Consider the following 19044-nt stretch of genomic DNA (forward strand, 5'->3'; position numbering starts at 1 on the left):
GGTGCGAAATGTGAGTTAAAAAACTTAATTCTTTCATTTGTATCCTTTGATGAAGCGATTTCAATCAAAAATATTGACAGATTTTATTTTTAAAAGTAAAATAATTTTGTCGTCTTTTGTCTAAATTTGTCTAAAGGAGGCGAAAAAGCATCATGCGCAAGATCGGCTTGGCATGGCAAATTTTCATCGGCCTTATTCTCGGGATTATGGTTGGGGCCATTTTTTACGGAAGCCCTAAAGTAGCGACGTATTTGCAGCCGATCGGAGATGTTTTTCTCCGTTTAATTAAGATGATCGTCATCCCGATCGTCGTCTCGAGCTTGATTGTCGGCGTTGCCAACGTCGGTGATGTGAAAAAGCTCGGAAAGTTGGGCGGCAAAACGATCCTTTATTTTGAGATCATTACGACGATTGCCATTATCGTCGGCCTCTTGGCAGCGAACATTTTCCAACCAGGCGTCGGCGTCAATATGAAGTCGCTTGAGAAAACGGATATCCAGTCGTATGTCGATACGACGAACGAAGTGCAGCACCATTCGATGGTTGAAACATTTGTCAACATCGTGCCGAAAAACGTGTTTGAAGCGCTGTCGACCGGGAATATGCTGCCGATCATCTTCTTCTCGGTGATGTTCGGGTTGGGCGTAGCGCGATCGGTGAAAAAGGGAAACCGGTGCTTCGCTTTTTCCAAGGCACGGCGGAAGCGATGTTTTATGTGACGAACCAAGTGATGAAGTTTGCGCCGTTTGGCGTTTTCGCCCTAATCGGCGTGACGGTGTCGAAATTCGGCGTCGCTTCGCTCCTTCCGCTCAGCAAACTTGTTGTGCTCGTTTATGCGGTCATGGCATTCTTCGTGTTGGTGGTGCTTGGCGCTGTGGCCAAATTGGTAAATACAAATATTTTCCATATTATAAAAATCTTAAAGGATGAATTAGTGCTTGCCTATAGCACGTCGAGCTCGGAAACCGTGTTGCCTAAGGTTATGGAAAAAATGGAGAAATTCGGTTGTTCGAAGGCTGTAACATCCTTTGTCGTTCCGACCGGCTATTCGTTCAACTTGGATGGGTCGACGCTGTATCAGGCGCTGGCGGCTGTCTTTATCGCTCAACTGTACGGCATCGACATGCCGATTTCACAGCAAATCTCGCTTGTGCTCGTTTTAATGGTGACGTCCAAAGGGATTGCCGGTGTCCCAGGCGTATCGTTTGTCGTCTTATTGGCAACGCTTGGCACAGTTGGCATTCCAGTTGAAGGATTGGCGTTTATCGCCGGCATCGACCGTCTTTTGGACATGGCGCGCACAGTGGTCAACGTCATCGGCAACTCGCTGGCGGCGGTTGTGATGTCGAAATGGGAAGGGCAATATAACGAAGAACAAGGAAAACAATACATCGCTGAGTTGCAGCAGCAAAGCGCCTAAGAGAAAAGTGGCTCAGATGTGTTGATTAACCATTAAAAACCAGTTGACATCGTCCTATTCCTAGCTTTTCTGCCGTAGTCGGCAAGCGTGTGGCTTGCCTCCGTCACGCCTTAGCGTGACGGAAGACCGAACAACGCCGCTTCACAGACCCATTCATGGGTCTTTAAGCGGCGTTGTTCGGTCACTCGACAGTCGGATGCAATGACCGGCAAAGACGAAAAATGTTAAAGCTTTAAATTGCATCTATATAGATGATCATCGACACTCGTGAAAGCGGCTGAATGATCAGCCGCTTTTCCCGTTTTGTTGGCAAGGAACGTATAGTATAATGAAAAAATGGACAAGGAAGCGAAAGACAAGGAGGAAAAACGGTGCACGAAGTCATTCAATCGATGTTTTCCTTTTTGACCAGTTTAGGCTATGTCGGCATCGCTCTCGCCTTGATGGTGGAAGTGATCCCCAGCGAGATCGTGTTGGCTTATGCCGGTTATTTGGTAGCGCGGGGGGATGTCTCATTTGCTGGGGCCGTGGCAGCTGGGACAATAGGCGGCACGGTGGCGCAGTTGTTTTTGTATTGGATGGGCTACTATGGCGGACGGCCGTTTCTAGATCAGTATGGGAAATATGTATTGATCCAGAAAAAACATTTGGATGTGGCGGAACGCTGGTTTGCGAAATTTGGCCCCGGCGTCATTTTCAGCGCCCGGTTTATCCCCGTTGTCCGCCATGCGATTTCGATCCCCGCCGGCATTGCGCGGATGAAGTGGTTGCCGTTTACGATTTACACGGTGTTGGCCATCATCCCATGGTCCATCTTGTTTATTTGGTTGGGAGAGCAGCTTGGCCAACGATGGCGGCAAATTGACGAGATGGCGGCGCCATACGTCCGACCGGCTATTGCAGCGGCGGTGGCGGTGGCGGTGATTTACATCGTTTGGCAACGACGACGCCGCGCTGCAGATGAAAACGAGCGCATGAAATAGTTGCCCGTCCGCATGCTGTCGGCTATATTTATACATGAACCATCTTTTGGCTAAATTTTTATGAAAAATGAGGGACGAACGTGAAACGTTGGATGATCATTGCGTTGCTATTCGCTGTGGGGCTATGGCTTGTGCCATACAGCGTGCCTCTTCTTTTCGCACTTGCGACCGCGCTTTTGCTCGAGCCGTCCATCCGCCGATTGCAAGAAAACTATAAGCTGAAGCGCGCGCACGCCGTCACGGTGATTTTTTCATTGTTCATCATCATTCTTGGGCTTTCCCTTTACTTTCTAGTCGTGATTTTTGTGCAACAAGTGATGGCGCTCTCGCAAAAACTGCCTTATGTGCTAAACGAAGCGACGAAAGTGCTCGACCGCCTCATTCAAACGTGGCAGTCGTATTCCAGCTCCATTCCGCAGGAAATCATCGATTCGCTTGAACGCGGCGTCAATACCGTCGAGCAAATGCTTTTGTCGTTTGCGACCAACTTGACGCAGTCGCTCGTCCATTATATTGCCGCCATTCCGGCGTTTTTGATTCATTTTTTAGTGTATTTGATCGCACTGTTTCTCATTTGCCTCGATTTGCCGCAGCTGAAGCAAGGCATGCGCCGCTATTTGTCCGAACGGACCGAACAGCGGCTTGGGATGGTCGTCGCCCAGCTGAGCAAAGCGGGGATCGGCTTTTTAAAAGCGCAGTTTTTGCTTAGTTTAATTACGTTTTTCCTCGCGCTGGCTGGCCTTTTCGTGTTGGGGGTCGACTATGCGGCGTTGATGGCGCTGGTCATCGTCGTCGTTGATATTTTGCCGATTTTAGGAACGGGTTCCGTGCTTGTTCCGTGGGGGCTCATCAGCATGGCGAACGGCAACAATACGCTTGGCATCGGGCTCATCGTGCTGTTTGTCGTCATCACCGTCGTGCGCCGGATCATTGAGCCGAAAGTGTTTTCCACCAATTTGGGCATTTCCCCGCTCGCCGCGCTCGTCAGCGTCTATCTGGGGTTTCAGCTGCTTGGCTTTATCGGGTTGTTCGTCGGGCCGGTCGTTGTCATTTTGGTTGAGGCGCTTGCCAAAGCCGGAGTCATTAAATGGACGATCAAGCTTTGATTTTTTCGAATAAAGGTCTTTGCGGACGAAGGAGGAAAAACCGGCGAACCGCCGGTTTTTCTGTTTGGACATGGAAAAGAGAGTTTTGGCAAAGCGACGGCTAAAGAAAACCGCCCGCTGAAGGCGCGGCGGTCACTGAGTGGATGTGGACGAATCATTGACGTCGGTGCGCGGCAAAATTAAAATTTCGACGCGCCGGTTTTTCATCCGCCCGGCAGCGGTGGCGTTGGAGGCGATCGGCTTGTATTCGCCATACCCTTTAGCGCTGAAATAGCGCGGGTCGAGTTGCTTGTTTTCAAGCAGCACTTTCATGAAATTGACGGCGCGCATGACGCTCAGCTCCCAGTTGGAAGCAAATTTCTCATTATGGATCGGCACGTTGTCCGTATGGCCGCTGATCATGATGTTGCGCGGCGGGTTCATGACGAGCAAAGCGGAGATTTCCGCCGCAAGACGCCGGTCTTTCATGCGCACTTCGGCGCTGCCGGAGTCGAATAAAATATCATCCAAAATGGTAATCGCGAGCCCTTCGTCCGTCAATGATGTCTGCAATTTCCCTGTCAAGTGTTTTTGATGAATATAGCTGTCAATTTTCGCTTGGATTTGTTTCAGCTCTTCTTTTTCTCCTTCGTTTATAGACGAAGGAGGATTCTGAGACTGTTGCTGTTGATATTGCTGCCGTCCTTTTTCGTCTTCTGCAGGCGGCGTGATTGGTTCAATGGGGCTTTGAAAATCAAAAACACCCGTTCCGCCGGCAAAGGCGGTGCTGAAGGCGCGCGCAATTTCTTGAAACTTCTTTTGGTCGATTTGGCTGCTTGCAAACAAAACGATGAATAGTGCGAGCAGCAATGTCAACAAATCTGCGTACGGAATCAGCCATGATTCGCTCATATGCTCTTCGTGGCTGCTCTTTTTTTTCTTAGCCATTGGCCGTTTCCCCTTGTGTCAGCGCCTGCTGCCGCTCGCTTTCCGGCAAGTATGAGGCGAGTTTTTGTTCGATCATGCGCGGGGCTTGTCCTTCCAAAATGGACAGCACTCCTTCAACCATGATGTAGCGCACGCGCGCCTCTTCCTTCGATTTCCGCCGCAGTTTGTTGGCAAACGGATGCCAAAGCACATAGCCGGTGAAAATGCCGAGCATTGTGGCGACAAAAGCGGCGCTGATCGCCTTGCCGAGCTCGGCGATGTTTTCCATATTGCCAAGGGCGGCAATCAGGCCGATGACGGCCCCAAGCACCCCGAGCGTCGGCGCGTACGTGCCTGCTTGGGAAAAAATCGCGGCATTCGCTTCGTGGCGCTCTTCCATGGCAACGATTTCCTCTGTCATGACATCGCGGATGAACTCTTGCGTTTGCCCATCGATGGCCATGCTGAGCCCGTTGCGCAAAAACGGGTCGTCAATGTCGTTCAATTTCGCCTCAAGCGCCAGAAGCCCTTCGCGGCGGGCGATGTTGGCCCAGTCAACGAACAGTGGAATGAGCTCGTCGATCGACGGTGTGGGCGGTTCAGTAAAAATGATTTTGAACAATTTTGGCACTTTTTTTATTTCCTTCATTGGAAACGCGATAATGACCGCTGCCGCCGTGCCGACGAGAATGATGAGGATGGCGGCCGGATTGATCAATACAGCAGGCGAAACGCCCTTAAAGTACATGCCCAACCCGACGGCAATGACGCCAAGGATGATGCCGATGATCGATGTTTTGTCCAAATGAATCCCCCCGCTTTTTCCATACGAACGATCTACGCCATGAGGCGTTTTGATAAAGAAACCATATTTATCATATACTGAATAAAGGAGGTTGAAAAGGGAAAAAGGTGTGACATGAAAGGGAAAAAGCCGCCCGCTCCATTAGGCTGACGGAAAGGGCAGCTCCGGTGATCATCATATTTTTTTCAGTTTAAACGTGCCGACCATTAAAAACGATAAAATGAGCGCTAAAAACATAAACGATTGTGGCGGAAAGTACGGGATGGCTAAATAACCGAGCGTCATCAGCACCCCGGCGGCGGTGATCGGCAGCCCCGCGAAGTAGCCGTTGTTTTCTGTGATGTTGAAGCGTGCGAGGCGGAAGGCGCCGCAGGCGATATACAAGATGGTGAACACTGCCCCCGCGCGCCGAATTCATAGAACAACCCCTGATACATCAGCAAGGCGGGAGCGACGCCGAAGGAGACGATGTCGCTCATCGAATCGAGCTGCTTGCCAAGTTCGGATTCAATGTTCATCTTGCGCGCCACAGCGCCGTCAAAGCGATCGACAAACGCTGCTAAAAAAACGAGCAGCACGCTCATATGAAGCTGCCCTTTCAGCGTAGCCAGGACGGAAAAGCCGCCAAGCGACAAGTTGGTCATCGTCAAAATGTTTGCTGCATTGGCTTTCAGCTTTTTTAAGGTATAGTCTAAATAATCCGATAAGAACAAGTTTCTCCACTCCTTTTCCAACAGAAAACGCCAAAAGAAAATTCTACTACCATTATACTCATTTTGGCGGTAATATGGAAGGTAGTAACGAATGGCGATGTTGCGCTACTGGAGGGAACGTGCTTGCGAAAATGGCTTTATCGTTTGTTCATCGAGCTGACCAATCACTCGCTTTCTTCAAAGCTGCTCGCTTCGTTTGCCAAATCGCGCCTCAGCGGTCTATTGATATCATCGTATGCAAAAATTTATCATATTAACCAAGACGAAATGGAAAAAAGCCTAAAAAATTATAAGACGTTGCAGCAACTGTTCATCCGCCGGCTGAAGGCCGGGGTGAGGCCGGTCGACGCTGATGAGCATACGGTCGTCAGCCCGGTCGACGCTGTCATTGAAGACATGGGCACGATTCGAGAAAACTGTGAAATGATCGTCAAGGGAAAGCCGTATTCCATTGCGGAAATGCTCGGCAGCGTTGAAGCGGCACAACCGTATGTGAACGGGTTCTTTTTTATTCTGTATTTAAGCCCGAGCCATTATCACCGCATCCACAGCCCAATATCTGGAGTGATCGAAAAGCAGTGGGCGCTCGGCCGCAAGTCGTATCCGGTCAATCGTCTTGGCTTAAAATATGGGCGTCGGCCGCTCGAGAAAAATTACCGCCTCATCACCGAGGTCACAGCCGGCGGCAAGCGCTTGGCGATCGTGAAAATCGGCGCCATGTTCGTCAACAGCATTGAATTGACCCATGAGAGTGAGCAGCTTGTCAAAGGAGAGGAAATGGCGTATTTTTCGTTCGGTTCAACGGTCGTCTTGCTGTTTGAACGCGGAAGTTTCGCCCCTGACCCGCGCATTGCTGCGCCCATGCCGATCAAAGTCGGCGAGCGGCTCGGCTATTGGTGCGAGGCGCACGAGCACTAAGGCTGTCGGAAACAAAAAAAGCCCGAGGCCTTCTCTTATGAGGACAGCTTAATTTTGTGAGTCAATGAACGGCGCTGGATTTCTTTTTCAATCAACTCAATGAATTCCGGGCTGAGATTGAGCTCTTTCGCCTTGAAGTACGACTCGATCAACAACTCGTCGGACAAATGTTTCATCGGGGGTGTCCTCCTTTTTTGGATGGAATATGCCAAACATGTCATACATATAATGGTAGGTTACTTACAATGTACCATGACTTGGGAGAGAGAACAACCGTTCTGTTATCCACAGAAGGTGGTGGATAACATGTGGAAAACATGTTTATAAAACGCAGGAAGTGTGATGACTAGCTTGTGTATAATGTGGGCAACAGTTATCCACAAGATGGACAGTCGCGAAATTTGTCGAAAGTTTTTTCTATTTATCATCGGTAAACTTTGTTTTGAAACAAACGTTAAAATTCGCTATGATGGGAAAAGCAAATGGAAAGGCGGGTGTCCGGCATGCTTCACTACTTTTTGCCAAGCCAGTTTGCCAAGCGTGTGATCGACATTACTCCGGATGAGCTGAAACAAAAAGGGGTCAAAGGGATCATCACTGATTTGGACAATACGCTTGTTGAATGGGATCGGCCGAGCGCCACCCCGGAGCTGGCCGCATGGTTTGATGCGATGAAGCAGGCGGGCATTAAGGTCGTCATCGTATCGAATAATAATCAACAACGCGTGCAGTCGTTTGCGGAGCCGCTTGGCATCCCGTTCATCTTTGAAGCGCGCAAACCGCTGACACGCGCGTTTTTGCAGGCATTAAAGATGATGGAGCTTAAGAAAGAGGAAGTCGTCGTCATCGGCGATCAGTTGCTGACGGATGTGCTTGGGGGCAACCGGCTCGGACTAAACACGATTTTAGTCGTCCCGGTCGCCCAGACGGACGGATTATGGACGCGTTTCAATCGAAAAATGGAGCGGAGAATTTTAAAGGTGATGCGCAAAAAAGGGATGATTTACTGGGAGGAATGATCGTGGAGCCACAACTGCGTTGCATCGGCTGCGGAGCGGCCATTCAGTTTGACGATCCGAAAAAGGCGGGCTATGCGCCGAAAAGCGTGCTCGAAAAAGACGAGGAAGAAATCATTTGCCAGCGCTGCTTCCGCTTGAAACATTACAACGAAGTGCAAGACGTGCCGCTTGATGACAGCGATTTTTTAAACATGCTGCACCGCATCGGGGAATCGAAGGCGCTTGTCGTCAACATCGTCGACATTTTCGATTTCAACGGCAGCTGGATTCCTGGCTTGCCGCGGTTTGCGGCCGATAATCCGATTTTGCTTGTCGGCAACAAGGCGGATTTATTGCCGCGGTCGGTCAAATACCCGAAGCTGCTGCGCTGGATGCGCCGCATGGCGGAAGAGCTCGGGCTCTGTCCGGTTGACGTCTGCCTTGTCAGCGCAGCGAAAGGAATTGGCATGGCGAAGGTGATGGAAGCGATCAACCGCTACCGTGAGGGCGGCGATGTCTACGTCGTCGGCTGCACGAATGTCGGCAAGTCGACGTTCATCAATCGGATCATTGAAGAGGCGACCGGCAAAGGGAATGTGATTACCACGTCATATTTCCCGGGGACGACACTCGATATGATCGAAATTCCGCTTGAGGGTGGAGCGACGCTGTATGATACGCCGGGGATCATCAACCATCACCAAATGGCGCACTTTGTTGATGCGCGCGATTTGAAGATCATTACGCCGAAGCGGGAAATCCATCCGCGCGTTTATCAGCTCAACGAAGGGCAGACGCTCTTTTTCGGAGGCTTGGCCCGCCTCGATTACATCAAAGGCGGGCGCCGCTCGTTCGTCTGCTACATGGCCAATGAGTTGACGGTTCATCGGACAAAGTTGGAAAAAGCCGACTCCCTTTATGCCAATCAGCTTGGCGATTTGCTGTCGCCGCCAAACAAACGCTATGCCGCTGAATTTCCGCCGCTTGTGCCGCGCTCGCTGTCTGTCAAAGAGCGGAAGACAGACATCGTCTTTTCCGGACTCGGCTGGGTGACGTGCAACGACCTGGGTGCTCAGCTTGTCGTCCATGCTCCAAAAGGGGTCGACGTATTTATCCGTCAATCGTTGATTTAATGGAAAGCGGGAGGAGGAGAAACGTGGAAAAGGTATACGGGTTGATTGGGTTTCCCGTCGAGCACTCGCTGTCGCCGCTCATGCATAATGATGCATTCGCCCGTTTGGGCATTCCGGCGCGCTATCATTTGTTTTCCGTCGAACCGGGGCAAGTCGGTGCGGCGATCGCTGGCGTGCGGGCGCTCGGCATCGCCGGGGTGAACGTGACGATTCCGCACAAACTGGCGGTCATTCCGTTTTTGGACGAAGTGGACGAGCAGGCGCGCCGCATCGGGGCGGTCAATACGATCGTCAACGACAACGGCCGGCTCGTCGGCTATAATACGGACGGACCTGGCTACGTCAAGGCGCTCGAGGAGGAAATGGACGTCAGTCTCGACGGCAAGCGGATTTTGGTGATCGGCGCTGGCGGCGGGGCGCGCGGCATTTACTTTTCGTTGCTGTCGACGGCAGCCGAGCGCATCGATATGGCCAACCGGACGGTGGAAAAAGCGGAGCGGCTCGTCCGCGAAGGGGGGGATGGCCGCTCGGCGTATTTTTCGCTCGCCGAGGCGGAAACGCGGCTTGACGAATACGATATTATTATCAATACCACTTCTGTCGGCATGCATCCGCGTGTCGAGGTGCAGCCACTTTCTCTTGAACGGCTGCGGCCAGGGGTGATCGTTTCCGATATTATTTACAATCCACTGGAAACAAAATGGCTGAAAGAAGCGAAAGCCCGCGGCGCCCGTGTGCAAAACGGCGTCGGCATGCTCGTATACCAAGGGGTGCTGGCGTTCGAAAAGTGGACCGGCCAATGGCCGGATGTCAACCGGATGAAACAGCTTGTCATCGAAGCGTTAAGGAGGTAACATATGCTAACGGGAAAACAAAAACGGTTTTTGCGCGCTCAAGCCCATCATTTGAAACCGATTTTTCAAGTCGGCAAAGGCGGCGTGACGGAAGCGATGACCGAACAAATTGCGGCGGCGCTCGAAGCGCGCGAGCTGTTGAAAGTGAGCGTGTTGCAAAACTGCGAAGAAGACCGCCACGCCGTCGCCGAGCAGCTCGCGGCTGGAACGGGGGCGGAAGTCGTGCAAGTGATCGGCAATACGATCGTCTTATACAAAGAATCGAAGGAGCATAAACAAATCGTTCTGCCTGATTGACAATGGGAGCAGCCACGGCAGGCGGCGGGAGGAAAGAAGATGGGAAAAATCGGGGTTTTCGGCGGCACGTTTGATCCGCCTCATTACGGTCATTTGCTCATGGCGAATGAAGTGCTTGACGCCCTTCAGTTGTCAGAAATTTGGTTTCTGCCCAACCGCATTCCTCCCCATAAGCAGCACGAACAAGTGACGAAAAGCGAGGATCGGCTGCGCATGCTCGAGTTGGCGGTGGCTGGCCATCCGCGCTTTCATATTGAGACGATCGAACTCGAGCGGGAAGGGCCTTCGTATACGTACGACACGATCCGGCAGCTTGTCGCGATGCATCCTGATGACGAATTTTATTTCATCATCGGCGCCGATATGGTCGAATATTTGCCGAATTGGCACCGCATCGATGAGCTCATCGAGTTGGTGACGTTTGTTGGCGTCAAGCGGCCGGGGTTTTCCATGGAAACGCCGTATCCGGTCATCGAAGTTGAGGCGCCGCAGTTTGCTGTTTCTTCCTCGCTCATCCGCGAGCGGGTGCGGAACGGACAGACGATTCGCTATCTTGTACCGGAAGGCGTCAGACTTTATATTGAGGAGAAGGGGCTATATGGAGCGAGAACAGGCGTTACTGATCGTGAAACAACAGCTGACCGAGCAGCGCTACGAGCATACGCTTGGCGTTGTCGAAACGGCCGTTAAGCTAGCCAACCAGTATGGCGCCGACGTCAAAAAAGCGGAATTGGCCGCCATTTTCCATGACTATGCGAAATTCCGCCCGGTTGAAGAAATGAAACAAATCATTTTGGCGCAAAATATGCCCAACGATTTGCTTGCTTACAACAGTGAGCTATGGCATGCGCCCGTTGGCGCCTATTTGGTGCAGACAGAAGTCGGCATCAACGATCCAGAGGTGCTGGATGCCATTCGCTACCATACGTCGGGAAGGGCTGGAATGACGGTGCTTGAAAAAATTATTTATTTGGCCGACTATATGGAACCAGGGCGCCGCTTCCCGGGCGTTGACGACGTACGGCGCTTGGCGGAAGAAGACCTCAACTGGGCGCTGTTGCAGGCGGTGAAAAATACGATCGCGTTTTTGCTTGAGAAGCGCCAGCTCATTTATCCAGATACGATTCATGCGTACAATTCACTCATGCGTGAAGTGAAGGGGGAAGCAAAACAGTGACGGAACAAGAGGCGTTGCAGCTTGTCGTCCGCGCGGCGGATGATAAAAAGGCGGAAAACATTGTCGTCTTGAACATGAAAGGCATTTCGCTTGTCGCCGATTATTTTGTCATTTGCCATGGCAATTCGGACAAACAAGTGCAGGCCATCGCCCGCGAAATTCAAGACCAAGCGGAAGAACACGGCTTAGCGGTGAAGAGGGTTGAAGGATTCCAGGAGGCGAAATGGGTGCTTGTCGATTTGGGCGACATCGTTGTGCATGTTTTTGCCAAAGAGGAGCGCGAGTATTACAACCTCGAACGGCTTTGGGGGGACGCCCCGACGGAAGACGTCGCGGCTGTGCTGCAGCCATGACCTATGCTCGTTTCGCCGATTGGTACGATGCGCTCATGGCCGAGGCGCCGTATGATGCATGGCAATCGTTTGTGGAACGGGCATTCGCCCAATACACCAAACGGCCGGGGAGACGGGTCATTGACATCGGCTGCGGGACGGGAGAGCTTGCCATCCGCCTTGCCAAGGCCGGATGGCAAGTATCCGGCGTTGATCTCTCTGAACATATGCTCGCCGTCGCCCAGGCGAAAGCCGAAGCGGCGGGAGTGGAGGTGCCGTTTTTCGAACAAAACATGGCGGAGCTCGACGGGTTTTCTGATCTCGATGGCGCCTTCCTGTTTTGCGATGCTCTCAACTATTTAACGGATGAAGAGGATGTGAAGCGGACGTTCGCCGCCGTCTCCCGCGCCCTTGGCGGCGGCGGGCTGCTTTTGTTTGATGTCCATTCGGTCTACAAAATGGACGTCCTGTTCCGCGACGCCGTGTTTGCGGACCAGGATGACGACCTCAGCTACATATGGACGTGCCATCCGCTTGACTGGCCGCACAGCGTCGGGCACGAACTGACGTTTTTCGTCCGCCGCGGCGATCTTTATGAGCGCTATGACGAATGGCATGAACAGCGCACGTTCGAGCGCGCTGTCTATGAGCGATGGCTCGATTCCGCTGGCTTTGAGGTGCTCGAGGTGACCGCCGATTTCACCAATGCGCCCCCGACCGAGACGGCGGAACGGTTGTTTTTCGTCGCGCGGAAGAGGTGAGGGGCGTGTGGTGAGGGACCTTAGCAGCCAAAAAAGATGCTGTTGCAAGAGGTTGATGGAACATCACTGAAAGTGGGGAAAGAAAAAAGAGCCGGAGGGGCTCTTTTTTTATGCGCATGTGGAAAAGAAGGGGGGGAATGTATGGCCAAACGTTGCGATCGACGCGATTGACGGCTGGGAAATTGAAAAAGATGTGTGAGTTAGAAGGATTATGAAGATATTGGTCGAAATAAATAAATATAAGGCAAATGTCCTAAGAGAAAATGTCTGATGGGGGTCGAATTGAAAATGAATGATGTTTATGCTCATACGCCACGGGAATTTTGAAATAGAAGACATGCCAAGCCCAAAGAGGATCGTATCGAACAGCAATGGAAACAGCACGGTTCTTATTGCTCAACGCCATCCCAATGATTTACATAATCCGAATATATTTCAGGAATATTTCCTCTATCTTGCCGCACATATCATCGGCATTTTGTATTGCACCCATCCAAAAGGGATGGGTGAGGATTGAAACATCAATATCTCCTCGCAAATGCCGGGCTAATAATCGATTGCACCCAGCCAAAAGGCTGGGTGAGGATTGCAACATTATCTCCTAGCTGAAGGTTCAAGGGATATCTTTTTTGCAAAACAAAGCAGGAATTTCCCTTTCTGCGTCGAATGAAACCTATGAAAATTGTTGCTTCACCTTCTCCACATCTTCTTTAAACTTCTCATGTGTTTTCGCCAGCACTTCTTCAAAGACGCCGTTCATTCGTTGTTCCAACACAGCGATTCCTTCCCCGGTAATGCCGCCTTTGACGCATACTTTTTCCTGCAACGTTGGCAATGTGTACAGATTCCGCTTGAGCAGTTCCCCAAGGCCGATGATCATATCGGTCGCCAGCATCGTCGCCTGTTCCTTCGTGATGGCGGTTTTGGCCGCTGCGGCGTCGATGAAGCGCTGAAGCAAATAGCTGAAAAACGCCGGGCCGCAGCTTGAGATGTCGGAGGCGACGCGGGTGATGGCCTCGTCGATGTACACCGGCGAGGCGATGCGCCGGAGAAGATCATCGATCGTTTGCCGGCAGGCGGTCGAACAGCGTGATCCGAAGGTGACAAGGATGCTGCCGGAGAGCGCCCGGTTTGCAATGCTCGGAATGGCGCGCACGACTTGGCAAGGGACGGCTGCTTCAAGCTGTTTTACGCTGATCGGGCTTGTGATCGACACAAGGCAATGCTCCCTTGTCCAGTGCGGGGCCAGTTGTTGCAATAATGGATGGATGTCGAGTGGCTTGACGCATAAAAAAACGAGACTGGATTGTTTGACGACTTCAGCCGCGTTGGCAGCCACCGTGATGCCGGGATATGTGCGTTGTATGGCAAACGCTTTTGCAAGCGTGCGGTTCGTGATGACGAGCTGATCCGCTTTCACGGCGCCGGAGTCGAGGAACGCTTCGATTAAGATGGTGCCCATATTCCCCGTGCCGATGACGCCGATGTTCATGTGTCGTCCCCCCCTCCCGGTTTTGGTTTGCCGGAACTCTCTTTTTCGATATGTATGAGAAAAAGGCTCGGTTTATGACTTGAGATGGAAAGGATGGGATCGTATGTGGGAGCATGTGCAGGAGCTTGGCAAACGGTATGGGAAAGTAGGGATGTTCTTGTTGTTTGCTGCGGCGGCGGGGTTATGGGTGTTTCGTCATCCGACGGATGAAAAGGGGCAAGTCGTCTTGCCGGCGGCGGCTGAAACGGATGCCTCCCGGACGGAAGAAAAAAAGGACGAGGCGTCAAAAACCGCTGTGGTGGATGTGAAAGGGGCGGTCGCGAAACCAGGAGTGTACGAGGTGGCGGCGGACGCCCGCGTTCGCGATGTCATCACCCTCGCCGGTGGATTGACGGACGAGGCGGATGAAACGAAAGTCAATCTGGCGGCAAAAGTGCGCGATGAAATGATGATTTACGTGCCGAAAAAAGGCGAGGCCGCAGCGGCGTCAAATGCCACTTTTACGTCTCTGAACGATGGGGCTCGGGACGGGACGCAAGTGGCGGTCAATATGGCGACGGAAGAGGAATTGATGCAGCTTCCCGGCATCGGACCGGCGAAGGCAAAAGCGATCATCGCCTATCGCGAAGAACACGGGCCGTTTCGGCGGGTGGAGGATTTGTTGAATGTAACCGGAATTGGCGAAAAAACGCTGGAGAAATTGAAGCCGTATTTGCTTGTGCCGTAAGCGAGGCGGGGGAGCGCAATGATTCTCGTTTATGGGCGGATCAAGGCTGTTGCAGACGTTTTTCGGCGTTGACGGGGGAAGGAGGCGGCGGGTAGACTAAAAGCATGGAAACGAGCGGAGGGATGGAAAATGGAACGCATCACATGGGATCAATACTTTATGGCGCAAAGCCATTTGCTCGCGCTGCGCAGCACGTGCACAAGGCTCGCCGTCGGAGCGACGATTGTGCGCGATAAGCGCATCATCGCCGGCGGGTACAACGGCTCGATCGCCGGCGGCGCCCATTGCACCGATGAAGGGTGCTACGTGATTGACGGCCATTGTGTACGGACGATCCATGCGGAAATGAATGCCATTTTGCAATGCGCCAAGTTCGGCGTCCCGACCGAGGGGGCCGAGATGTATGTCACCCATTTTCCGTGCTTGCATTGTTGCAAGGCGATCATTCAAAGCGGCATCCGCGCTGTCTATTACGCCCAAGACTACAAAAACCACCCGTACGCCTTGGAGCTGTTTGCTCAAGCTGGCGTCCGGCTCGTGCAAGTGCCGCTGAAAACGGATGTGTTTGCCTTTCTTGCCAGCGGCGGAGGTGAAGCATGAAGGGACAAGCCGTCTATCCCGCCGCGGCGGCGCTTTTGGCCGTCGCGGCGGCCTCGCCGTCCCAAACCGCCTGTCTTCTCCTCGTTGTGTATCTCCTTCTTCTTTTCATCCGCCGGCCGCACTGTTTCCTTCCTGCTCTCGTTGCAGCTCTCTTCTTTTTTGTCTATTTTCTCATCATTGATCATCATAACAAAACTTCCCTTTCCGGCGGCCGTCATTCGCTTTCCGTTCGTTTTTCCGCCGCGCCGGCGATCGACGGCGATCGATTGCAGGCGGCGGTGCAAGCTGGCAAGGAGCGGGTGCAGCTCCGTTACATCATTCGGACGGCTGCGGAAAAAGAAGCGCTGCGTGCGCACCTCATGCCTGGGGTCGTGTGCCGGCTAAAGGGAACGCTCGAGCGCCCCATGCCAGCTGGCAATCCGTATGCGTTTGATTACCGCCTTTATTTGCGCCGCCACCGCATTCATTGGCTCTTTCTCCCTGAGGCGATCGATCTTTCTGCTTGCGTGCGCGTCCGTCCCGCCATCATCGAACGGCTTGAAGCCATTCGCGAGGCTGGCGTCCGCCGCATTGAAGCCCGGTTTCCGCCGGAAGCGGCCGGCATCGCCGCTGCGCTCATTTATGGCGAACGCCGCTCGTTGGACGAGGAAGTGATTAGCGGTTACCAGCAGCTCGGGATCATCCATTTGTTGGCCATTTCCGGCGGCCATGTCACCCTGCTTGTCAGTGCTGCGTTGGCCGCTGCCATTCGGTTTGTGACGCGCGAAGCGGCCGTGCTTGCTTTGCTCGTTTTCTTGCCTATGTATGCGGTGCTCGCCGGCGCTTCGCCGTCGGTGCTGCGCGCTTGTGCGACCGGGATGATTGTGTTGGCCATCCAGTGGAAAAAAGGAAGGATCCATCCGCTGGATGCGTTGAGTTGGACAGCGCTTGCCCTGCTCGTCTTTGACCCCTATATGGTTTGGGATGTCGGTTTTCAACTATCGTTTCTTGTCACGTTTGCCCTTCTCGCCCATGTATCGGTGCTCGCCTCTGCTCGTTCGATGCTCCAAAACTTGTTTCAGACCGCGCTCGCCGCTCAGCTTGCCGCGCTGCCGGTTTTGCTTTACCATTTTTATGAAGTTTCTGTTTGGAGCGTAGGACTCAATGTCTTCTTTGTCCCTTGGTATTCATTTGTCATCTTGCCACTCGCTTTTCTATCCGCAGTTTTTCCCTTTTCTCCGCTCATTTGGCTGTTTAGCCGTCTCATTGAGCTGACGGATGCGGTTGTCCATTTTTTCTCGGTCGATTACTCGTTTATGCTTGTGCTCGGCCGTCCGGGGCCGTGGTGCTTAGCTGGTTATCTGACAGCCATCGCGGCGGCGTTTTTGGATTGGGAACGCGGCCGCCTGATCCGCGGATTGACAGCGGTGGCGGCGGCGACGGCGCTGCATATGGCTTCTCCGTATATGAATCCAAAGGGAGAAGTAACGATATTGGATGTTGGACAAGGAGACTGCATTTATATTGAGCTTCCGCATCGCAAAGCAGTCTATCTCATTGACACGGGCGGGACGCCGGAATGGGCGCGCGAACCGTGGCGCAAGCGGTCGCGTCCGTTTTCTGTCGGCCGCGACGTTGTCGTGCCGTTTTTAAAAGCCCAAGGGGTGAGGACGCTTGATCAGCTGATTTTGACGCACGATGATGCCGACCATATCGGGTCTGCTCCCGAGGTGATGGCAGCCGTGCGCGTTAAGAAGATTGTCACAAGCCCAGGAGCGCTGCCGGCCGTCAAGGCGATGGCGCGCCCGTTTTCCGTGCCGGTGGCCGCCAGCGTGCGGGGGGATCGGTGGAAGGTGGGGGATGCCGCGTTTTCCGTATTGCACCCGGAGGCGGGAAACAATGAGGATAATAACGGCTCGCTTGTATTGCTCGCCCGCCTCGGCCGCTTGACATGGCTGTTTGCTGCGGATATCGAGGAAGAGGCGGAACAGGCGCTCATCCGCGCTTATCCGACGCTGCGTGTCGATGTATTGAAAGTCGCCCACCACGGCAGCAAAACGTCGACAACAGAGCCGTTTTTGCGGACGGTCAAGCCGCGAGCGGCCATCATTTCCGTCGGCCGCTACAATCGCTACGGGCATCCGTCCCCCGAGGTGCTTATGCGGCTTGGGCAACAACGGGCGATCATTTGGCGGACGGATGAAAACGGGGCCATTTGCTATGTGTATGACGAAAACGGTGGAACCTTTCAGGTGATGAAACCATAAGATGTAGTGCACAAAAAAACGGAACGTTTCAGCCAAAACAAAAAATAAGGATTGCTTATGTAAGCAATCCTTATCGACCGAAAAATTCGATCAATGTGGCGATGATGAACATGGTAGCGAAAAAGCCGAACGACACGATGAATCCGACGGCGGAATCGACGGCGTCATTTCGTTGGCTTTGCACTTCCTTTTCAAATACGTTCATCGTTTTCCCCCTCCTCGTTCAATCATTTTTAGTATAGACGAAAACGCGCGAAAAATCTACCGCCGCTCGCTTCTTTTCCTTCCTTGACAACAGTTGACACAAATACTTTCAAACAGCTGGGAAAACATAAAAATAACCCGCTGGCCAATAAGGTCCTAGGACTTATAGGCTGGCGTTTATATAAAGGGGAACCGGTTTTTTCGGCAGCCGGTTCCCTTGTAAAATGGCGAAAAACGGTGTATCTTTTCTAGCAGAGACTTTCGCTTGGAAATGGAGACGGGAACATGTTGGAACGCGTATGGGGAAACATTGAAAAACGGCGTTTTTCTCCTCTTTATTTATTATACGGCAATGAGCCGTTTTTATTAATGGAAACGTATGAGCGATTGGTGAACGCAGCGCTTGGCCCCGAGGAGCGGGAGTGGAACTTGGCTGTGTACGACTGCGAGGAAACGCCGATCGAGGCGGCGCTTGAGGAGGCCGAGACGGCGCCGTTTTTCGGCGAGCGGCGTGTCATTCTCATCAAGCATCCATATTTTTTTACGTCTGAAAAAGAGAAGGAGATCGAACATGATTTGGCGAAGCTGGAGGCGTACTTGAAGGCGCCGTCGCCGTTTTCGATCGTCGTCTTTTTCGCGCCGTACGAGAAGCTTGATGAGCGAAAAAAAAATGACGAAGCTCGCCAAAGAGCAAAGCGAAGTCGTCATCGCCGCCCCGCTCGCCGAAGCGGAGCTGCGGGCTTGGGTGCGGCGCCGCATCGAGAGCCAAGGGGCGCAAGCAAGCGACGAGGCGATTGATGTCCTGTTGCGGCGGGCCGGGACGCAGCTTTCCGCCTTGGCGAATGAAATCGATAAATTGGCCCTGTTTGCCGGATCGGGCGGAACCATCGAGGCGGCGGCGGTTGAACGGCTTGTCGCCCGCACGCCGGAAGAAAACGTATTTGTGCTTGTCGAGCAAGTGGCGAAGCGCGACATTCCAGCGGCGTTGCAGACGTTTTATGATCTGCTTGAAAACAATGAAGAGCCGATCAAAATTTTGGCGCTGCTCGCCGCCCATTTCCGCTTGCTTTCGCAAGTGAAATGGCTTGCCTCCTTAGGCTACGGGCAGGCGCAAATTGCTGCGGCGCTCAAGGTGCACCCGTTCCGCGTCAAGCTCGCTCTTGCTCAAGCGGCCCGCTTCGCTGACGGAGAGCTTGCTGAGGCGATCAACGAGCTCGCTGACGCCGATTACGAGGTGAAAAGCGGAGCGGTCGATCGCCGGTTGGCCGTTGAGCTGCTTCTGATGCGCTGGGGCACCCGCCCGGCGCAAGCGGGGCGCCACGGCCGGCGGTGAAGCGATCGCCCGGCCGTTTGCCGTGAACATAAAGAAAAA

Annotated in this window: 19 protein-coding genes and 3 pseudogenes; 16 read left to right on the top strand and 6 right to left on the bottom strand. The window is 52.9% G+C overall.

The features are described 5' to 3' along the window. The first annotated feature begins 152 nt into the window (after positions 1-152). The 3 genes and pseudogenes from I656_RS0115985 to ytvI all read left to right on the top strand — a co-directional run bounded on the left by I656_RS0115985 (position 153) and on the right by ytvI (position 3509). Positions 153-1420, top strand: a pseudogene (locus I656_RS0115985) (cation:dicarboxylate symporter family transporter). Between the two features lie 371 nt (positions 1421-1791). Beyond that, on the top strand, positions 1792-2403 hold the full coding sequence (locus I656_RS05500) for a DedA family protein (protein WP_020755661.1): 612 nt from the start codon (positions 1792-1794) through the stop codon (positions 2401-2403). An 80-nt stretch (positions 2404-2483) separates the two neighbouring features. Then, positions 2484-3509, top strand: a complete 1026-nt coding sequence (gene ytvI, locus I656_RS05495) for a sporulation integral membrane protein YtvI (protein ID WP_020755662.1) — start codon at positions 2484-2486, stop codon at positions 3507-3509. Between the two features lie 132 nt (positions 3510-3641). On the opposite strand, the gene motB is transcribed toward ytvI, so the two are convergent. The 3 genes and pseudogenes from motB to pssA form a co-directional block, all read right to left on the bottom strand. After that, positions 3642-4436, bottom strand: coding sequence for a flagellar motor protein MotB (gene motB / locus I656_RS05490; RefSeq protein WP_020755663.1), 795 nt, complete (start codon positions 4434-4436; stop codon positions 3642-3644). After that, positions 4429-5220, bottom strand: coding sequence for a flagellar motor stator protein MotA (gene motA, locus I656_RS05485; protein WP_020755664.1), 792 nt, complete (start codon positions 5218-5220; stop codon positions 4429-4431). The genes motB and motA overlap by 8 nt, the downstream gene beginning before the upstream one ends. A 174-nt stretch (positions 5221-5394) precedes the next feature. Then, positions 5395-5933 (bottom strand): annotated as a pseudogene (gene pssA, locus I656_RS0115990) (CDP-diacylglycerol--serine O-phosphatidyltransferase). A gap of 123 nt (positions 5934-6056) precedes the next feature. On the opposite strand from pssA, the gene I656_RS05480 reads away from it, so the two are divergent. Beyond that, positions 6057-6851, top strand: coding sequence for a phosphatidylserine decarboxylase (locus I656_RS05480; protein WP_013144681.1), 795 nt, complete (start codon positions 6057-6059; stop codon positions 6849-6851). A 35-nt stretch (positions 6852-6886) separates the two neighbouring features. Here I656_RS05480 and I656_RS0115995 read toward each other — a convergent pair whose 3' ends face one another. Further along, positions 6887-7027, bottom strand: coding sequence for a sporulation histidine kinase inhibitor Sda (locus tag I656_RS0115995; protein ID WP_008879941.1), 141 nt, complete (start codon positions 7025-7027; stop codon positions 6887-6889). Positions 7028-7354: 327 nt separating this feature from the next. Here I656_RS0115995 and I656_RS05475 point away from each other — a divergent pair, with 327 nt between their 5' ends. The 8 genes from I656_RS05475 to I656_RS05440 are packed head-to-tail and all read left to right on the top strand — an operon-like array spanning position 7355 to position 12403. After that, positions 7355-7870 (top strand): YqeG family HAD IIIA-type phosphatase, encoded by a 516-nt coding sequence (locus tag I656_RS05475; RefSeq protein WP_013144682.1) that lies wholly within the window; start codon positions 7355-7357, stop codon positions 7868-7870. 2 nt (positions 7871-7872) lie between these two features. Next, a complete protein-coding gene (gene yqeH / locus I656_RS05470) occupies positions 7873-8982 on the top strand; it encodes a ribosome biogenesis GTPase YqeH (protein WP_033006028.1) in 1110 nt (369 codons plus the stop codon). Positions 8983-9005: 23 nt separating this feature from the next. Continuing rightward, positions 9006-9836, top strand: coding sequence for a shikimate dehydrogenase (aroE, locus tag I656_RS05465; RefSeq protein ID WP_033006017.1), 831 nt, complete (start codon positions 9006-9008; stop codon positions 9834-9836). A 3-nt stretch (positions 9837-9839) separates the two neighbouring features. Next, a complete protein-coding gene (yhbY, locus tag I656_RS05460) occupies positions 9840-10133 on the top strand; it encodes a ribosome assembly RNA-binding protein YhbY (RefSeq protein ID WP_013524182.1) in 294 nt (97 codons plus the stop codon). A gap of 39 nt (positions 10134-10172) precedes the next feature. After that, positions 10173-10823, top strand: coding sequence for a nicotinate-nucleotide adenylyltransferase (locus I656_RS05455; protein ID WP_020755672.1), 651 nt, complete (start codon positions 10173-10175; stop codon positions 10821-10823). Beyond that, entirely contained in the window at positions 10732-11310 is a 579-nt protein-coding gene (gene yqeK / locus I656_RS05450) for a bis(5'-nucleosyl)-tetraphosphatase (symmetrical) YqeK (protein ID WP_020755673.1), read from the top strand. The genes I656_RS05455 and yqeK overlap by 92 nt, the downstream gene beginning before the upstream one ends. Beyond that, positions 11307-11663, top strand: coding sequence for a ribosome silencing factor (gene rsfS / locus I656_RS05445; RefSeq protein WP_013144688.1), 357 nt, complete (start codon positions 11307-11309; stop codon positions 11661-11663). Before yqeK ends, rsfS begins: the two co-directional genes overlap by 4 nt. Further along, a complete protein-coding gene (locus tag I656_RS05440) occupies positions 11660-12403 on the top strand; it encodes a class I SAM-dependent methyltransferase (RefSeq protein WP_033006019.1) in 744 nt (247 codons plus the stop codon). The genes rsfS and I656_RS05440 overlap by 4 nt, the downstream gene beginning before the upstream one ends. A 673-nt stretch (positions 12404-13076) precedes the next feature. On the opposite strand, the gene comER is transcribed toward I656_RS05440, so the two are convergent. Next, positions 13077-13895, bottom strand: a complete 819-nt coding sequence (comER, locus tag I656_RS05430) for a late competence protein ComER (RefSeq protein WP_020755678.1) — start codon at positions 13893-13895, stop codon at positions 13077-13079. Positions 13896-13998: 103 nt separating this feature from the next. Between comER and I656_RS05425 the strand changes: the two genes are divergently transcribed. The 3 genes from I656_RS05425 (at position 13999) to I656_RS05415 (ending at position 17468) form a co-directional block, all read left to right on the top strand. Beyond that, a complete protein-coding gene (locus I656_RS05425) occupies positions 13999-14622 on the top strand; it encodes a helix-hairpin-helix domain-containing protein (protein ID WP_033006026.1) in 624 nt (207 codons plus the stop codon). Positions 14623-14751: 129 nt separating this feature from the next. Beyond that, positions 14752-15222, top strand: a complete 471-nt coding sequence (locus I656_RS05420) for a ComE operon protein 2 (protein WP_020755680.1) — start codon at positions 14752-14754, stop codon at positions 15220-15222. After that, positions 15219-17468, top strand: a complete 2250-nt coding sequence (locus tag I656_RS05415) for a DNA internalization-related competence protein ComEC/Rec2 (protein ID WP_020755681.1) — start codon at positions 15219-15221, stop codon at positions 17466-17468. Before I656_RS05420 ends, I656_RS05415 begins: the two co-directional genes overlap by 4 nt. Before the next feature lie 70 nt (positions 17469-17538). Here I656_RS05415 and I656_RS18060 read toward each other — a convergent pair whose 3' ends face one another. Further along, the gene (locus I656_RS18060) at positions 17539-17673 is read right to left on the bottom strand and encodes a YqzM family protein (RefSeq protein ID WP_011231993.1); all 135 of its coding nucleotides are present in this window, start codon (positions 17671-17673) and stop codon (positions 17539-17541) included. A gap of 284 nt (positions 17674-17957) precedes the next feature. On the opposite strand from I656_RS18060, the pseudogene holA reads away from it, so the two are divergent. Continuing rightward, a pseudogene (holA, locus tag I656_RS0116000) lies at positions 17958-19005 on the top strand (DNA polymerase III subunit delta). Positions 19006-19044: the final 39 nt, after the last annotated feature.

Origin of the sequence: Geobacillus sp. WSUCF1 (assembly GCF_000422025.1) — a bacterium.
GTDB lineage: Bacteria > Bacillota > Bacilli > Bacillales > Anoxybacillaceae > Geobacillus > Geobacillus zalihae.